Raw genomic sequence first — 15104 nt, 5'->3', positions numbered from 1 at the left:
GGGTTAAAAATAGGTATTGGAAGCCAGCGCGGTGCGGATATGGGCCGCATCGAGGCCGCGCCGCTCGGCGCCGTCGGCATCGAGCAGCACCACGGTGACATGCTTGCCGCCACTCTTCATGCGCATGGTCAGGCAACTGCCGGCCTCGTTGCTGCTGCCGGTTTTCGACAGCGCGATGTCCCAGCCGGCATGGCCGACCAGCGCATTGGTGTTGTGCAGGGTGCGCGGCCTGCCGTTGACGGCCACGCTCGCTTGCGCGGCCGTGGTGATGCGGGCGATCTCGGGATAGCGCGCGGCCGCCGCCACGATGCGCGCCACTTCGGTGGCGGTCGAGGTGTTGGCCGGCGAGGTGCCGACCGGGTCGTCCAGGGTCGTGCGTTTCAGGCCCAGGCTGCGGATCTTCGCTTGCAGCGCCAGGTCAAACGCCGCGCGGCCACCGGGATAAGTACGCGCCAGGGCGGCGGCGGCGCGGTTTTCGGACGGCAGCAGCGCCAGTTGCAAGGCCACCGAACGCGGCACTTGCACGCCGTCGGCCAGCACGCCACGGCGCTGGCTGGGCTCGCCATCGGCGCGCACGATGCGCAGTGTTTCATCGGGGTCGAGGCCGGCGTCGAGCACCACCATGGCCGTCATCAGCTTGGTGATCGAGGCGATCGGCACGATGGCATCGGCGTCCTTCGCCATCAGCACCTTGCCGCTGGCGTCGTCGATCACCAGCATATGGCGGGCATTGACGGGCAGCGCCAGCATGCTGGCGGCGGCAAGCCGTATCGGCGGCGCGGACGGGCGCGGCGCCTGGGCCAGCAAGGTGGAACCGGCCAGCAGCATGGCCGGCAGCGCCAGTTTCCAGCCCGCCCTGCCCGGCATCAGCGTGGGCGCGGGCGCCATCAGGCGCTGGATGCGCATGAGCAAGGTGCCGCCGCGCGCCGACAGCAACAAGCCATCGTGCCCAGGCGTTGCTGGCTGCAAAGAGAGCTGGTGTAGCGCACTGACCAGCTGGGCCGGATCCTGCAAGGACTGCGCCGCCAGCGCATCGGCCACCAGTTCGCGTTCGATCCGCAGGCGCGCCGACAACCACCACACCACGGGATGGAAGAACAGCAGCGCTTCGGCCACGCTCTGCAACAGGTTGACCAGGTAATCCCAGCGCCGCACATGCGCCAGTTCGTGCGCCAGCAGGGCTTCCAGCAAAGGCACCGGCATGCCGCTCAGCAAGGACGCCGGCAGCAGCACCAGCGGACGGAAAAAGCCGACCGTCACCGGACTGGCCAGCGCCGCATGCAGCCTGAGCGGGACCGGGGAACGCAGACCCATGCGCAAGGCCAGCGCATCGAGGCGCTGCTGCCAGATGGCCGGTGCGGCAATGGCCTGGCGGCGCAGCCGGGCGACCCAGGCCAGGCCCAGCAACAGGCGCAAGCTCATCAAGGCCACGCCTGCGCTCCAGGCCAGCACCAGCGACGGCATCCACGCGTTCAGCAGCGTCGAAGAAAAGGCGGAGGACGGCGGCGCTACGGCGCCGAGCAGATACAGCAGATGCGTCAAAGGAATGACCAAGCACGCCAGCAGCGCCAGCGCGCACACCGCATGGCGGGCACGCGCGTCAGCGCCTCGCAGCAGCCACAGGGCCACGGCTGCCAGCGCGCCGACCGCCAGTCCCTGCCAGACAAAATACAGCAGCGACCAGCCCAGTGCGGGAATCAGCATGGCCAGGTTCATGGCTTGCCCGCATCCTTGTTGCGCAGGATTTTTTCGATTTCCAGCCGGTCCGCGTCGCTGACATGCTCGCGCAGGGCGGTCAGCACCAGCGCCTTGCCGGAACCGGCAAACACCTTGCCGATCAGGTCCTTGAGCAGGCTGGTCTGCACTTTTTCCTGCGCTTCCACAGCGCAGTATTGCTGAGGCCGCCGGCTTTCATCGCGGCTCAGCAGGCCTTTGCCATGCATCAGTTGCAGCTGGCGCAATACGGTGGCGTAACTGGCGTCGGCGCGCTCGAGCGCCAGCGCATCGTAGACGGCACGCGCGTCCAGCGGACCGTGCTGCCAGAGGATGCGCAGCAGCTCCAGTTCGGCTGCGGTAGGTGTGGGGAGTGGGCTATGTTTTGACATGACGCCAGCATACCCACACTAGAACTTTATGTCTAGAACTTTATTTCTAGATGAATCCTGCCTGTTTCAGAAGTCACGCAACTGGTCGAATAATTCATACAGGCGTTCCTGCCGCACCAGCACGCCCCCCTGCTCTCCCAGCTCCTGTTCCAACTGTTTCAATACATCGACCAGCACGCTGTAGATTTCCTCGCGCTCGACGGTTTCGATTATGCCGGAGCGGTCCATCTTGTTGAAATCCACGGTATAGGCCGTCACCATGGCGTCCAGCGCGGCGGCAGCCTCGGCCGCCGGCATGCCGGCGTCGATGCGGCGCGTAGCAGCCAGCAAGTTCTTGTAGGCCAGCGCCGCCTTCTTTGCCTGGGCTGCCGAAATCTGCTCTCTGCCATCCCAGTCGCGAAACGGATTGTGCAGGTTCTCGGCCAGCCATTCAGGCTTGCGCGGCTTGCTGATCGACAAATCCAGGCCTTGCGCCGCCGCTTTCTTGTACGCCGTCTTGACGGCCTTGGCGACATCTGCCGACACGCTGGTCATCCACAGCTGCGACAGCTTCGGCAATTGTTCAGGTGCGGGGAACTCGTCGGCGCCGAAGCCGAACACATCAAACGTGGTCAGCATCTGCAACTGCGGCAGCTGCGCGATGCTGTGGAAATTGCTGGCGTTGCCGGGCTTGCCCCAGATGCGCAACTCCCTCAGTTGAGGAAGGCGCCGGACCACCGGCGCCAGGTCGACCTCCCTGACGCCGGTCAGCGACAACGCGCCCAGGCGGTCCAAGCCTTGCAGGACCGGCATGTTCTCCACGCACTGCAAAGTCAGGTCGCGCCCCTGCTCCGCCTGCTCGACCCGCAACTGCGGCGACGGCATGGCCGTCAGCGAGAACAGGTACAGCTCGGGATTGAGGCGCACCCTGGCAACGCCCTCGGGCTGCAGAATAAGACGGTTCAGGCGGGTGGCGCTGACGTCGATATCGGTGACGGTCGACGATTGCCAGTCCAGTTCGTTGATAAACGGATGCCGCTGCATATACGCCATCAGCTCGGGCGTGCCCTGCTTCGTTTCGATGTTCATCAGGCAAGGCAACCGGTCCAGTTCGGACAAGTCCTTGATGGCGTCCAGCACGCTGTCGTTGATGCGGGTCGCGTCCTGCTTGAAGACATGGCCGCCGACGGTCACCTGCTTGTCGCTCGATGCGGCCTGGAATTGCGCGCGCCGTTCGGGATCAATTTTCTCCCAGCTGCGCTGGCGCGCCATGCTGGCGCCCACGTCCCAGCCGAACTTGTAGGTGTTGACCTCCTCTTCCACCAGCGGGGGCAGGTTGGCAATGAACACGTGGTCGGGCGGCACATTGGCCGTCACAAAGCCGTGATCGAGGCGGTCCCGGATGAAAAAATAGCTGTAGCGCAAGGGCCGCATGCGGCCGGCCGCCTCTGCATCGGGCAAGGCATCGCTGCTCCAGTCCAGTTCCAGCACGGCCGCCAGCGGCGTGCCCTTGGGCGACGACGCTGGCTTGAGCTGGGTGACCTGACACGCCACGTATTGCTGCACCTCCATTGAAAACACACTGTAGATATCGCCGACATTTGCTAGCACCATGGCTCCTTGTTAAGCTCAATGTCGGACCATAGCAAACTTCAGGCGCGGCTGTCGTCCTGCTCAGTGCGCATGCAGCTTGTGATGCATGCGCCGCAGCCCCAGCCATACACCGGCCGCCACGAAGGGCACCAGCGCGCCGACCAGGATTTCCGGATTGACCGGCAAGCCCATCACCTTGGCCGCCTTGCCCGTGTAGCTGAACAGGCCGATCACATAGTAGGAAATGGCCGCCACCGACAAGCCTTCGACGGCCTGCTGCAGCCGCAATTGCTGGGCGGCGCGTTCGTTCATCGATTGCAGGATTTGCCGGTTCTGCAATTCCTGCACGATGCCGACGCGGGTGCGCAGCAAGTCATTGGTATTGGCGATGCGCTGGGCCATCGCTTCCTGGCGGCTGGCCATCGCTTCGCAGGTGCTCATGGCCGGCGTCAGGCGGCGGTCCATGAATTCCTCGACCGTCGGTATGCCCTCGATGCGCACTTCGCGCAGCTCCTCGATGCGGGCCCGGACCAGGCCCATGTAGGCCTTCGAGGCGGAAAAGCGGTAGCTATTGTCGAGCGACAGTTTTTCAATGCGGGCCGCCAGGCGCGTGATGCGGTCCAGCAAGGCCTGCTCGGAGACGCCGTCATCGCCGCGCGCATTATCGGTCTCGACCATGGCGGCGGCCAGGGTCGCCAGCTCGTTTTCAATCGCGTTCAGCGACGGCGCGGCCTGCATGGCGTAAGGCAGGCCCAGCAAGGCAAACATGCGGTAGGTCTCGATTTCCAGCACCCGCTGCACCAAGCGCCCCGACTGCTGCGAGCGCATGCCCGCGTCGCGGATAATGAAGCGGCTGAAGCCGTCGGACTGGATGGTGAAATCGGTCCACAACTCGCCGCCCTGCAGCACTTCGCTGCCGACCAGGGTATTGCCTTCGAAGACCTTGGCCAAACCCTGCATGTAGGCGTCAGCCGGCTCGACGGCGCGCTCGAGCACCACGTGCGCCGCCACCATCAGCTTGCCTTTCAGGCCGGCCAGCCACTGCTGCGGCAATTGTTCGAGCGGCATCGACTCGAACGCTTGCACCAGCGGCACCGGAGCATCGGGATGCTCGGCAAAGGTAAACGTGGCAAATTCCGTATGGCATTCCCACTTCAGCCGGAAACGGCCGAAGTCGTAATAAAAATATTTCGCTTCGCTGCTGGGGCCGGTGACGCCAAAATGCGTGCACAGCGCCGCCAGGGTGGCGTGCTGGGCCTGCATGTTGGATACACCTGTAGCGGGCTGGTCGTTGCTGTAGACGGCCAGGTGGGTGATCAGTTCCGGCGCATCGAGTTGCAAAAAGGGCCGCGAATGGATTTCCGCGGCCAGCGGCACACGCAGGGCGTGGTTCAGACTGGAGTTGATAAGGTGCATGGATCTGCCAATAAAGTTACAAAGCTGCCTGGCCCCGTGCAGGCGGCCGATAGTGACAGTGTAACAAAGCAGCATGCATGCCTGACTATTAGTTGCTTTTGACCGCCTTCTGCACTGCGTGCGCGGCCGCCTGGCGCGTGCCCAGCCACCAGAAGAAACCGGCCAACACGACGGCCGCCGCCTGCCCCAGCGCCAGCTTGAAGCCGCTGTCGAACAGCAGCGGCGCGACAAAGCCGGACACCAGCGCAAACAGCACCATCTGCACGAAATTCTGCAAGGAGGCGGCCAGGCCGCGCATCTGCGGGAAAATATCGAGGGTGGACATGGTCATGCCCGGCAGCGCGATCGACATGCCGAAGGCATACAGCGCCACCGGCACCACGGCAAACGGCAGGCTGGCGACAAACCAGTGGTTGTACGCCATGTTCAGCACGCCGGTGGCGGCCATCACCAGCAGGCCGCGCCGCACCAGGGTGGCGCTCGGCACGGAATGGGCCAGCTTGCCCGACAAGGCCGAACCGAGCACCAGGCCCGCCACCATCGGCACGAACATCCAGCCGAACGCCGTTTCCGGCAGGCGCAGCAAGTCCAGGATGAAATGCGGCGCCGAGGCGATATACAGGGCGAAGCCGCCAAAGGCAAAGGCGACGGCCAGGGACCGCAGCAGGAACACCTTGTGGCGCAGCGCCTGCCAGTAGTTGGCGGCGATGGTGCCGGGGTGAAACGGCTGGCGCTGGGCGGCCGGCAAGCTTTCCGGCAAGCCTTTCAAGCAGGCCAGCATCAGCAGCACGGTGACGGAAAACGTAAACACAAACGTCGACTGCCAGCCGTAGGCGACATGCAGCCAGCCGCCGATAATCGGTGCGATGGCGGGCGCGATGCCGAACACCATCATGATATTTGCCAACATCTTTTGCGCGGCCGCACCGGACAGGGTATCGCGCACGATGGCCTGGCCGATCACCCTGCCCGCGCCGGCCGAGGCGCCCTGCATGCCGCGAAAGAACAGCAGCCAGCCAAAGCTGGGCGCAAACGCGGCGCCGATCGAACCGACGGCGAACAGCAGCAAGGAGCCGAGGATCACGGGACGGCGGCCGAAGGAGTCGGACAAGGTGCCGTAGAACAAGGTCATGAAGGCATAGGCGGCCAGGTAGACGCTCAGGGTCTGCTGCACCAGCACGCTGCTGACATCGAAATGGGTGGCGATCGCGGGAAACGACGGCAAAAAGGTATCGGTGGCGAACGGGCCCAGCATGGCCAGGCCGGCCAGCACCAGGGTCAGGTTGCGCGCCTTCATGCGGCCACCTCCGCCGTGTATCGGGCGCGCATGCCGTCCAGCGCGGCCAGCGAAAACTGCGCCACGTGGCTGGCGATGGCGGCAATGCCCGCCTGGTCATAGGTGATTTCGGGCGCCACCAGTTCATGCACGATGCGCGAGCGCGCATAGAACACGGCCTGGCCGATCACGCTGAACACGCATTTCTGCACCACCGCGGCCGGCATGGCCTCGCCCACCACGCCACGGATCAAACCGGTAAACAGCGCATGCTGGGGCCGCACATTGCGTTCGGCCAGCTTGTGGATGGCGGCCGTCGGTTCGATCAGTTCGCGCGCCACCAGCCGGCTGAACAGCGACGCCGGACCGCTGCGCAGCATGTCGGACACCAGCGCTTCGATAGCCAGGCGCAATTGCTCGGCAGGCGGCAGGTTGGCTGCCGCGCTGGCCTCGGCTACCGTCGGCGCCGAAGCCGCTGCCAGTTCGCGCGCATGGTCGAAGGCGGCCAGGTGCAGCTCTTCCTTGCTGTGAAAATAGTAATTGACCATCGCCACGTTGACCTGGGCGGCCTCGCAAATCTTGCGCACCGAGGTGCTGGCATAGCCATGTTCGGCAAACAGCTCGGCCGCCGTTTGCAAGATGCGGGCGCGTGCGGGTTCGGTATTGTTTTCGATGGTCATGATGTATGGATGAATTAAACAGTTGTTTGAGATCATATCAAACAACTGTTTAATTTTCAAGCGGACGTAAAAAAACCCGGCGCACCGGGTTTCAGGAAAGCAACGATCAGTGCTGCATCGAATGCGCCGCCGGGGCGCCGCCCAGCGGACGCGCCACGGCATTGACTTCGATGGTTTCACGTTTCTTGTCCTCGCCTTCCAGCACCAGGGTCAGCGGCACTTTGTCGCCCGCCTTGACCTGGCCCTTGAGGTCGAGCAGCATCACATGATAGCCGCCCGGCTTCAGCTCGACCGCCTTGCCGGCCGGCAGCGCGAGTTCCTTGACCTGGCGCATGCGCATCATATTGTCGCTCATGCTCATCTCATGGATTTCGGCCACGCCCGCCACGGCGCTGCGCACTTCGACCAGGCGCATGGCTTTCGGCGCCGTGATCTGCATGAAGGCGCCGGTCGCCTTTTGTTGCGCCACGGTGGCGCGCACCCACGGCTCGGTGACGGTGACGGCGCTTTGCGCGGCGGCGGAGAATGACAGCACGGCCAGGGTGGCGGCAACAACGGTTTTCAAGTGAAACATGATGTGATCCTTTCAGGGGATTTATAAGGTGTATTTGGCGGTCATCAGAGTCTTGATGTCTTGCGCGCATTCGTCAGCCGTCAGCTGGTGCTTGAGGCCGAGGCGCATGCGCCCTTCCTTGTCGAGCACGTAGCTGATGGCCGTGTGATCCATGGTGTAGGAACTGCCGCTGACCACGCGGCGGTAGAACACCTTGTAGTTGAAAGCGGTCTGGGCAGTGGCTTGCGGATCGGTGCGCAGCCCCAGGAAGCTCGGATCGAAGGCGCGCATGTATTCGCCCAGCAAGGCCGCCGTATCGCGCTCGGGATCGATGCTGATAAAGATCACTTGCAGCTTGTCGGCATCCGGCCCCAGCTTGTTGCGGATTTCGACGGCGCGCGACAGCGCCGTCGGGCAGACGTCCGGGCATTGGGTAAAACCGAAGAAGACCATCACATACTTGCCCTTGAAGTCGGCCAGGGTGTAGACCCTGCCGTCGGGGCCGCTCAACTTGAAGTCGGGCTTGTAATCGCCACCGGTCAGGTCGATGCCGTTGTAATGGGGTTTGGGTTCTGGCTCGCCGCAGGCGGCAAGCGTCAGCATGCCCGCCGTGCCGGCGAGAAGGAATAAGCGACGTTTCATATGATATCAGGCCCGATGGGCGTAGTACTGCATAAAGATGGTGCCGCGTGGCGGCGGGAAAGACGGTAACTCAGGCGGCCGCAGGTGGCCCGCGCGGGCGCGCGCCGCGCCAGGCAAACTGCGGCAGCAAGGCCTGGCAGAACCGCGGCGGATACGCATCGTGTCCCTTGATCACGGCGACCAGCGGCGGAGGCGCTGGCGGCAGGGCCAGGCTGCCCGCATGGTGCATGCAGTACAGACAATGTTCGATATGCTGGGGCTGCGGACCGGATGGCGGCGCCAGGTCGGCCTGCGTGTAGACGGCGCCGCTGGCCGAGCAGATCTCGACGGCGGCACTGCCCTGGCTGGCCGCAAACGCATGCGACAAAGACGGCAACAGGGCATTGAGCAGCAGCGCCAGGCAGGCGAACCACAGACTCCACTGCTTGCGCTGTAAAAAATGTCCCATGCCGCGATTATAGCGGAGTATCACAGCGCGGGCCCTGGCCCGCCGAGGAACAGGCCGGGGCGCACGCCGGCCACATCGGTGCAGGCATCGCAAAACGCGGGCACCGAGGCAAAGCCGGAACCAGCCGCCACTTCCGCCAGCCCCCGCTCGTTGCCAAGATCGGCTTGCGCCGCCGTATGCAGGGCATGCGCCAGCCGCTGTTCGCGCACCAGGCTGAGCAAGGCTTCGCCTTCGGCAAACAGGCGCGAGCGCGCCTTGTGCGGCGTCACCTGCCACAGCGCGGCCAAACGGGCGGCCGTCCACTGGCCTTGCGGCGACTGGAAAATATGCCGGGCCAGCGCGCGGCTCCAGCGCTTGCCACCGCCATGATCTGCCGCTGTCTCTGCCTCGTCCTGTTCCAGCGCCAGGCTGAACACGGCCGGCTTGCCGCGGCCCGGCATCACGTCGCAGGCAAAGCGCAAGAAGGCGGGCACGACAAAACTGTCGCCGCTGCCCAGCTTTTTGACGGCGATTTCATTGTGCAGTGTCACAAAACCCTGGCGCACGGTGACGCGCAGGCGCAGCGGAAAACGCAGGCCCAGCAAGTGTTGCGGATGATGGGAAACCAGGGCCATGCGTCAGCTCGCTTGATAATGACAGCGCCCAGCATGCCATGCTTTGCGCGCGCCGTCTGTCATCACAGCGACGCCACGCCGTAATGGCGCAAGCCGTCCAGGTCGACCACGCGGATGGCCTGCCAGGCGATGCTGATCAGGCCCAGCTCGGCCAGCCGGCCCAGCGCCAGGTTCACGCGCTGGCGCGAGATGCCGGTCAGCATGCCGATTTCTTCCTGCGACAACGCAAGCACGCTGGAAGTGCGCGGATATAGCATCGGGTGAAACAGCTGCGCGATCGCCTGCGCCACCTGCGCATCGACGTCCAGCAGGCGCTGGTTCTGGATGGTGGCGATGAATTGGCCCATGCGCTCGTTGAGCTGGCGTATCACATAGGCATTGAAGGACAGGCTTTCGGCCAGCAGGCGGTGGAACAGCTCGGCCGGCACCAGCAGCAGGCTGGAGGCGCGCACGGCAACCACGTCGTAGCGGCGCAGTTCACGCTTGAGCACGCTGCCCTCGCCGCACCAGCCGCCGGCCGGCACGCCCGAAAACGTGGCGCCACGGCCATCGGCGTTGTACACGGCCAGCTTGATCAGGCCCGCATGCACGCCGATCCAGTGCTGCGACGGCTCGCCGCGCCGCGTGACATACGTGCCCGCCTCGAACTGGCGCAGTTCGCTGCCGGCGCGCAGCAGCGCCTGGTGGCCGGCGTCGAGGGCGAGGAACCAGTCGTGGCTGTCGAGTTCGGGCAGATCGTGTTCCATTCCATCCTTGCTGGTCCGCAGTTGTCAACTGAGTGACAGTGATTTTTCAATACCGGTGCTATGCTGGCCGGCACCAGCCCCGCCCACAGGGAGCAGCAGATTTTCAATCAGGAGACACACCATGACACCCGATTTCAACACCGGCCTGGGCAAGAACAGCGCCAACTATGCCGCCCTTACCCCGCTCGACTATATCGCCAGGGCAGCCGAAGTATATGGCAATCGCCTGGCAATTGCACATGGCGGCGTGCGCCAGAACTGGCGCGACACCTATGCCCGCACGCGCCGGCTCGCATCCAGCCTGGCGAAACTGGGCGTGGGCAAAGGCGACACGGTGGCCGTGATGCTGCCCAATACGCCCGCCATGGTGGAGGCGAGCTTTGGCGTGCCGATGGCCGGCGCCGTGCTCAACGCCCTGAATATCCGTCTCGACCTGGCCTCGCTGACCTTCATGCTGCGCCACGGCCAGGCCAAGGTCCTGCTGGCCGATACCGAATTTGCCGAGCTGGCGCGCCAGATGGCGGCACAGATTCCCGGCCTGCGCGTGATCCAGGTCAATGACGAACTGGGGCCGCAGGTGGAAGCGTTTGCCGAGCTCGACTACGAAAGCCTGCTGGCCGGCGGCGACCCCGATTACGCCTGGCAGCCGCCCGCCGACGAATGGGATGCGATCGCCCTCAACTACACGTCCGGCACCACGGGCGACCCGAAAGGCGTGGTCTACCACCACCGTGGCGCAGCGCTGAACGCCCTGTCGAACATCCTCGAATGGGACATGCCCAAGCATGCCGTCTATCTGTGGACCTTGCCGATGTTCCATTGCAATGGCTGGTGCTTTCCCTGGACCATCGCCGCGCGCGCCGGCGTCAATGTGTGCCTGCGCAAGTTCGAGCCGAAGCTGGTGTTCGACCTGATGCGCGAACTGCGCGTCACCCATTATTGCGCGGCGCCCATCGTGCATGCGGGGCTGGCCAATGCGCCGGCCGGCTGGCGCGAGGGCATCGACTGGACCGTGCGCGGCATGGTGGCGGGCGCACCGCCGCCAGCGGCCATGGTGGCGCGCATCGAAGAAATGGGGTTTGACCTGATCCACTCGTATGGCCTGACGGAAGTCTATGGCCCGGCCGCCATCTGCGCCGAGCAGGAGGAATGGGCCGCGCTGTCGCCGGAAGACCGGGCCGTGAAAAAATCGCGCCAGGGCGTGCGCTACCACCTGCAAAGCGAAGTGGCCGTGCTCGATCCGGAGACCATGCAGCCGGTGGCGAATGACGGCGAACAGATCGGCGAAATCATGTTCCGTGGGAATATCTGCATGAAGGGCTACCTGAAAAACGAGAAAGCCACGCAGGACGCGTTTGCCGGCGGCTGGTTCCATACGGGCGACCTGGGCGTGCGCTATCCGGACGGCTATATCAAGCTGAAGGACCGCAGCAAGGACATCATCATCTCAGGCGGAGAGAACATCTCCAGCGTGGAAGTGGAAGACGCCCTGTATCACCACCCGCAGGTGCTGGCCGCCGCCGTGATCGCCCAGCCCGACGAAAAATGGGGCGAGACGCCCTGCGCATTCGTGGAACTGCGCGAGGGCGCCAGTGTCACGGAAGCCGAACTGATCGCGTTTTGCAAGAACAACCTGGCCGGCTTCAAGGTACCGAAAGCAATCTATTTCGGTCCCCTGCCCCGCACCTCGACCGGCAAGATCCAGAAGTTCGAACTGCGCAAGCGCATGCAGTCCGACAAGGCAATCGACGTCTGAAGCGCCTCAGGGCTGGGCGGCCGGCTGCGCCACCACCAGCCGTGAAAAGCTGGCGATGCAGGCCAGCGCCGCAAAGCCCGCCGCCAGCAACAAGGCATAGCTGGTGCCGCGCGTGGCTGAAACGGTAAAACAGTAGGCCACCAGCGCGGCGCCGGTGGCCTGGCCGACCAGGCGCGAGGTGGCGACCACGCCGCTGGCGCCGCCACTGCGCTCGGGTGGCGCGCTGCCCATGATGGCTTTCAGGTTGGGCGCCTGGAAAAAGCCGAAACCGATGCCGCACAGCGCCATGCGCCAGCCGATATCGACCACGCCGGGGTTGGCCGGTATCCACACTAGGGTCAGCAGGCCGGTGGCCAGCGCCGCCAGGCCGATGCCGCCCAGCAGGCCCGACGAATAGCGGTCGCTGAGACGCCCGGCAATCGGCGCCATCACCGCCACCAGCACGGCCCACGGCGTCATCAAAAAGCCCGTCTCGATCGGCGAGCGGCCCAGGGTCACTTCAAAATAGAATGGCAGCGACACGAACGCCAGGCCTTGCGCGGCAAAGGTGCAGATCGCCGTCATCGACGACAAAAAGAACAGCGGCCGGCGAAACAGGTCGACCGGCAACATCGGCGCCTGGTGGCCGCTTTGCCGGCGCAGCAGCAGGATAAAGAAGAGTACCACCGCCACCAGCTCTGGCAGCAAGGTGGTCCATGGCGCATGGTGGGCGGCGTCGCCGAACAGTAAAATCAGCAAACCGAAGGCGCCCACGTTGTACAGCGCCGTGCGGCCATCCATTGTATGACCGGACAAGCGGGTGGCCGGCAGCATGCGGCGGGCCAGGAAAAACCCGGCCACGCCGAGCGGCACGTTGATGGCGAACAGCCACGGCCACGACGCGGTCGCCAGGATCAGCGAGGCGGCCGTGGGGCCGATGGCAAACGCCACCGCGACCACCAGCGCATTATTGCCGAAGGCCCGGCCCTGCAGATGCCTGGGGTACAGCACGCGCAGCAGCGCCGTGTTGACGCTCATCATGGCGCTGGCGCCGACGCCTTGAAACAGGCGCGCCACCACCAGCGAGGGCAGCGACCAGGCCATGGCGCAGGCCAGCGAGGCCAGGGTGAACAGCAACATGCCGGAGATAAACACGCGGCGGTAGCCGACGATCTCGCCCAGGGCAGAAAACGGCAGCAGGGTCGCCACCATCGCCAGCTGGTACACATTGACGATCCACACCGAGGCCGCCGGCGTCGTATGCAGTTCGCTGGCGATGGCCGGCAAGGCCGTATTGGCGATCGCCGTATCGAGCGAGGCCATGCCCACGCCGATGGCCAGCGACAACATGGCCCAGCCGCGCGCACCGGGCGGCAAGCCATCCTCGCCCACCATCACTGCCTGCTTTACTTCTGACAATCGATCACCTTGAAATCCTTCGAGTAGCAGATGCGCAGCTCGCCCGAGTGTTTTTCGTAACCGAGCCAGCGGCCTTTCAGCTGCGGATTGTGTTCCTTCATCCACTGGAACAACTCGTTCTTCGGCATGGTAGTGGCAGGCAATTTCAGGGCCTGGAACAATTCACGCTCCTTCTCGAAATATTCCTTGGCCGTGCCGAAATCGCAGGCGCCATGCTTTTCCCATTCGCCCTGCAGCAATGCTTCACCGGGCTGCATGCACATATAAGGCAGGATCTCGGACGGCGCCAGTTTCGGCAGGTTGCCCTTGCAATAGCGCGGATGCAGGTCCGTCTTGCGCGGCGGCGTGACGGAAAGATCGTCGCAGCTGGCCGGGTTGGCGGACTGCGCCCACAGGCCGTGCACGATCCAGCCAAAGTGATTGCTTTCCGCGCACTGGAAGGCGGCCTTTTTGGAAATCTCGCCGCGGCGGCGCTGGCTGTCGCAAAAGCCGGGCGACCACGACAGCGCCAGCATGAAGTAATCGGTGGGCACGTTGGTGCTCTGCTTGTAGCAGGTATTTTTTTCGTCCGACGGCTTGACGTCGTAGTCGGCAAAGCTGATATTGCGTGGCGCCACACACTGGGCGTCGGCAGCGTGCGCCAGGCCGCTGGCCAGGCTCAATAACAAAGGCAGGATAAAGCGCAGTTGCATGGGATTTCCTTCAACGATGTAAAAACGCCGGCAACATGGTGCCGGCGCAGTGTGATTCAAACACGGTAAATCAGCAGACCTTGTGCATCCAGCCGTGCGTGTCGGCGGCCGTGCCGTGCTGCAGGCCCAGCAGGGCTTCGCGCAGGGCCAGGGTGACGGCGCCGTTCTCGTTGTTGTTGATGGTCATTTCAAAGCCATTGGCCTTGGCCACGCCGACCGGCGTGATGACGGCGGCCGTGCCGCAGGCAAACACTTCGGTCATGCGGCCCGAAGCGATATCGTCGCGCCATTGCTGTACCGACAGCTTGCGCTCTTCGGTGGCATAGCCCAGGTCTTTCGCCATTTCCAGCAGGCTGCGGCGGGTAATGCCAGGCAGCAAGGTGCCCGTCAGTTCCGGCGTGACCACCGTCACCTTGTCGCCGTCCTTGTAGACGAAGAACAAATTCATGCCGCCCATCTCTTCGATGAATTCGCGGTGCACGGCGTCCAGCCAGACCACCTGGTCGCAGCCCTTCTCTTGCGCTTGCGACTGGGCCATCAGGCTGGCCGCATAGTTGCCGGCGCACTTGGCTTCACCGGTGCCGCCCGGCGCGGCGCGCACGAAGTCTTCGCTGATCCATACGGTGACCGGTTTCACGCCTTGCGGGAAATAGGCGCCGGCAGGCGAGGCGAACAGCACGAACAGGTATTCTTCCGACGGACGCACGCCCAGGTAAGGGTCGGTGGCGATCATCAGTGGACGCATGTACAGGCTCTCGCCGGTCTTGCCCGGCACCCAGTTGCGGTCGATGGAAATGAGCGCGTCGCCCGCTTCCAGGAACAGGTCGACGGGAATGGCCGGCATGGCCAGGCGCGCGGCACTGCGGTTGAAGCGTTCTGCGTTCTGTTCAGGACGGAAGGTCTTGATGCTGCCGTCGGGCTGGGCAAACGCCTTGTAGCCTTCGAAAATGGCCTGGCCGTAGTGCAGCGACGAGGCCGACGGGTCCAGCATCAACGGGCCGTAGGCTTTCAGTTCGCCCTGCTGCCACTTGCCGTCGCGGTAAGGAATCACCACCATATGATCGGTAAACACGCGGCCAAAGGCCGGCTTGTTCATGCGCTCGCCGCGTTCGGCGTCGGACAGGGGGTGGGCGGAAGGCGTGATGGTGATGTTCGGTGTGGACGTGGTCATGGCGGCAAGCTACAAAAAAAGAGAGTCAGCTATTG

The 15104-nt window shown here is 64.3% G+C and carries 15 protein-coding genes; 1 reads left to right on the top strand and 14 read right to left on the bottom strand.

The genetic code is table 11. From position 1 onward, the window contains the following. Positions 1–3: 3 nt before the first annotated feature. The 11 genes from Q8L25_RS15705 to Q8L25_RS15655 form a co-directional block, all read right to left on the bottom strand. Positions 4–1716, bottom strand: a complete 1713-nt coding sequence (locus Q8L25_RS15705) for a M56 family metallopeptidase (RefSeq protein ID WP_308920239.1) — start codon at positions 1714–1716, stop codon at positions 4–6. Continuing rightward, positions 1713–2105, bottom strand: coding sequence for a BlaI/MecI/CopY family transcriptional regulator (locus Q8L25_RS15700; RefSeq protein ID WP_308920238.1), 393 nt, complete (start codon positions 2103–2105; stop codon positions 1713–1715). Before Q8L25_RS15700 ends, Q8L25_RS15705 begins: the two co-directional genes overlap by 4 nt. A gap of 66 nt (positions 2106–2171) precedes the next feature. Further along, positions 2172–3698 carry a hypothetical protein gene (locus Q8L25_RS15695; protein ID WP_308920237.1) on the bottom strand — a complete coding sequence of 509 codons (1527 nt, stop codon included), beginning with the start codon at positions 3696–3698 and terminating at the stop codon, positions 2172–2174. 60 nt (positions 3699–3758) lie between these two features. Beyond that, positions 3759–5093 carry a DUF3422 domain-containing protein gene (locus Q8L25_RS15690; protein WP_308920236.1) on the bottom strand — a complete coding sequence of 445 codons (1335 nt, stop codon included), beginning with the start codon at positions 5091–5093 and terminating at the stop codon, positions 3759–3761. An 88-nt stretch (positions 5094–5181) separates the two neighbouring features. Beyond that, positions 5182–6390 (bottom strand): multidrug effflux MFS transporter, encoded by a 1209-nt coding sequence (locus Q8L25_RS15685; protein ID WP_308920235.1) that lies wholly within the window; start codon positions 6388–6390, stop codon positions 5182–5184. Further along, positions 6387–7049 (bottom strand): CerR family C-terminal domain-containing protein, encoded by a 663-nt coding sequence (locus Q8L25_RS15680; protein WP_308920234.1) that lies wholly within the window; start codon positions 7047–7049, stop codon positions 6387–6389. Before Q8L25_RS15680 ends, Q8L25_RS15685 begins: the two co-directional genes overlap by 4 nt. A 106-nt stretch (positions 7050–7155) precedes the next feature. Further along, the gene (locus tag Q8L25_RS15675) at positions 7156–7623 is read right to left on the bottom strand and encodes a copper chaperone PCu(A)C (RefSeq protein ID WP_308920233.1); all 468 of its coding nucleotides are present in this window, start codon (positions 7621–7623) and stop codon (positions 7156–7158) included. Positions 7624–7644: 21 nt separating this feature from the next. After that, complete coding sequence (locus tag Q8L25_RS15670) at positions 7645–8244, bottom strand: SCO family protein (protein ID WP_308920232.1); 600 nt, start codon at positions 8242–8244, stop codon at positions 7645–7647. A gap of 70 nt (positions 8245–8314) precedes the next feature. Beyond that, the gene (locus tag Q8L25_RS15665; protein ID WP_308920231.1) at positions 8315–8692 is read right to left on the bottom strand and encodes a DUF2946 family protein; all 378 of its coding nucleotides are present in this window, start codon (positions 8690–8692) and stop codon (positions 8315–8317) included. Between the two features lie 20 nt (positions 8693–8712). Then, positions 8713–9306, bottom strand: coding sequence for a hypothetical protein (locus Q8L25_RS15660; protein WP_308920230.1), 594 nt, complete (start codon positions 9304–9306; stop codon positions 8713–8715). Positions 9307–9368: 62 nt separating this feature from the next. After that, positions 9369–10052, bottom strand: a complete 684-nt coding sequence (locus tag Q8L25_RS15655; protein ID WP_308920229.1) for a Crp/Fnr family transcriptional regulator — start codon at positions 10050–10052, stop codon at positions 9369–9371. Between the two features lie 121 nt (positions 10053–10173). Here Q8L25_RS15655 and Q8L25_RS15650 point away from each other — a divergent pair, with 121 nt between their 5' ends. Continuing rightward, complete coding sequence (locus Q8L25_RS15650; protein WP_308920228.1) at positions 10174–11808, top strand: acyl-CoA synthetase; 1635 nt, start codon at positions 10174–10176, stop codon at positions 11806–11808. Between the two features lie 6 nt (positions 11809–11814). On the opposite strand, the gene Q8L25_RS15645 is transcribed toward Q8L25_RS15650, so the two are convergent. The 3 genes from Q8L25_RS15645 to Q8L25_RS15635 all read right to left on the bottom strand — a co-directional run bounded on the left by Q8L25_RS15645 (position 11815) and on the right by Q8L25_RS15635 (position 15069). Beyond that, positions 11815–13182: an MFS transporter gene (locus tag Q8L25_RS15645; RefSeq protein ID WP_308925735.1), complete on the bottom strand. Its 1368-nt coding sequence runs from the start codon at positions 13180–13182 to the stop codon at positions 11815–11817. An 11-nt stretch (positions 13183–13193) separates the two neighbouring features. Then, entirely contained in the window at positions 13194–13898 is a 705-nt protein-coding gene (locus Q8L25_RS15640) for a hypothetical protein (RefSeq protein WP_308920227.1), read from the bottom strand. 70 nt (positions 13899–13968) lie between these two features. Then, positions 13969–15069 carry a branched-chain amino acid aminotransferase gene (locus Q8L25_RS15635; protein ID WP_308920226.1) on the bottom strand — a complete coding sequence of 367 codons (1101 nt, stop codon included), beginning with the start codon at positions 15067–15069 and terminating at the stop codon, positions 13969–13971. Positions 15070–15104: the final 35 nt, after the last annotated feature.

Source organism: Janthinobacterium sp. J1-1 (genome assembly GCF_030944405.1).
Lineage (GTDB): Bacteria > Pseudomonadota > Gammaproteobacteria > Burkholderiales > Burkholderiaceae_D > Janthinobacterium.
Note: the sequence above shows the minus strand (reverse complement) of the source record. Positions and strands in the feature narration are given on the sequence as shown.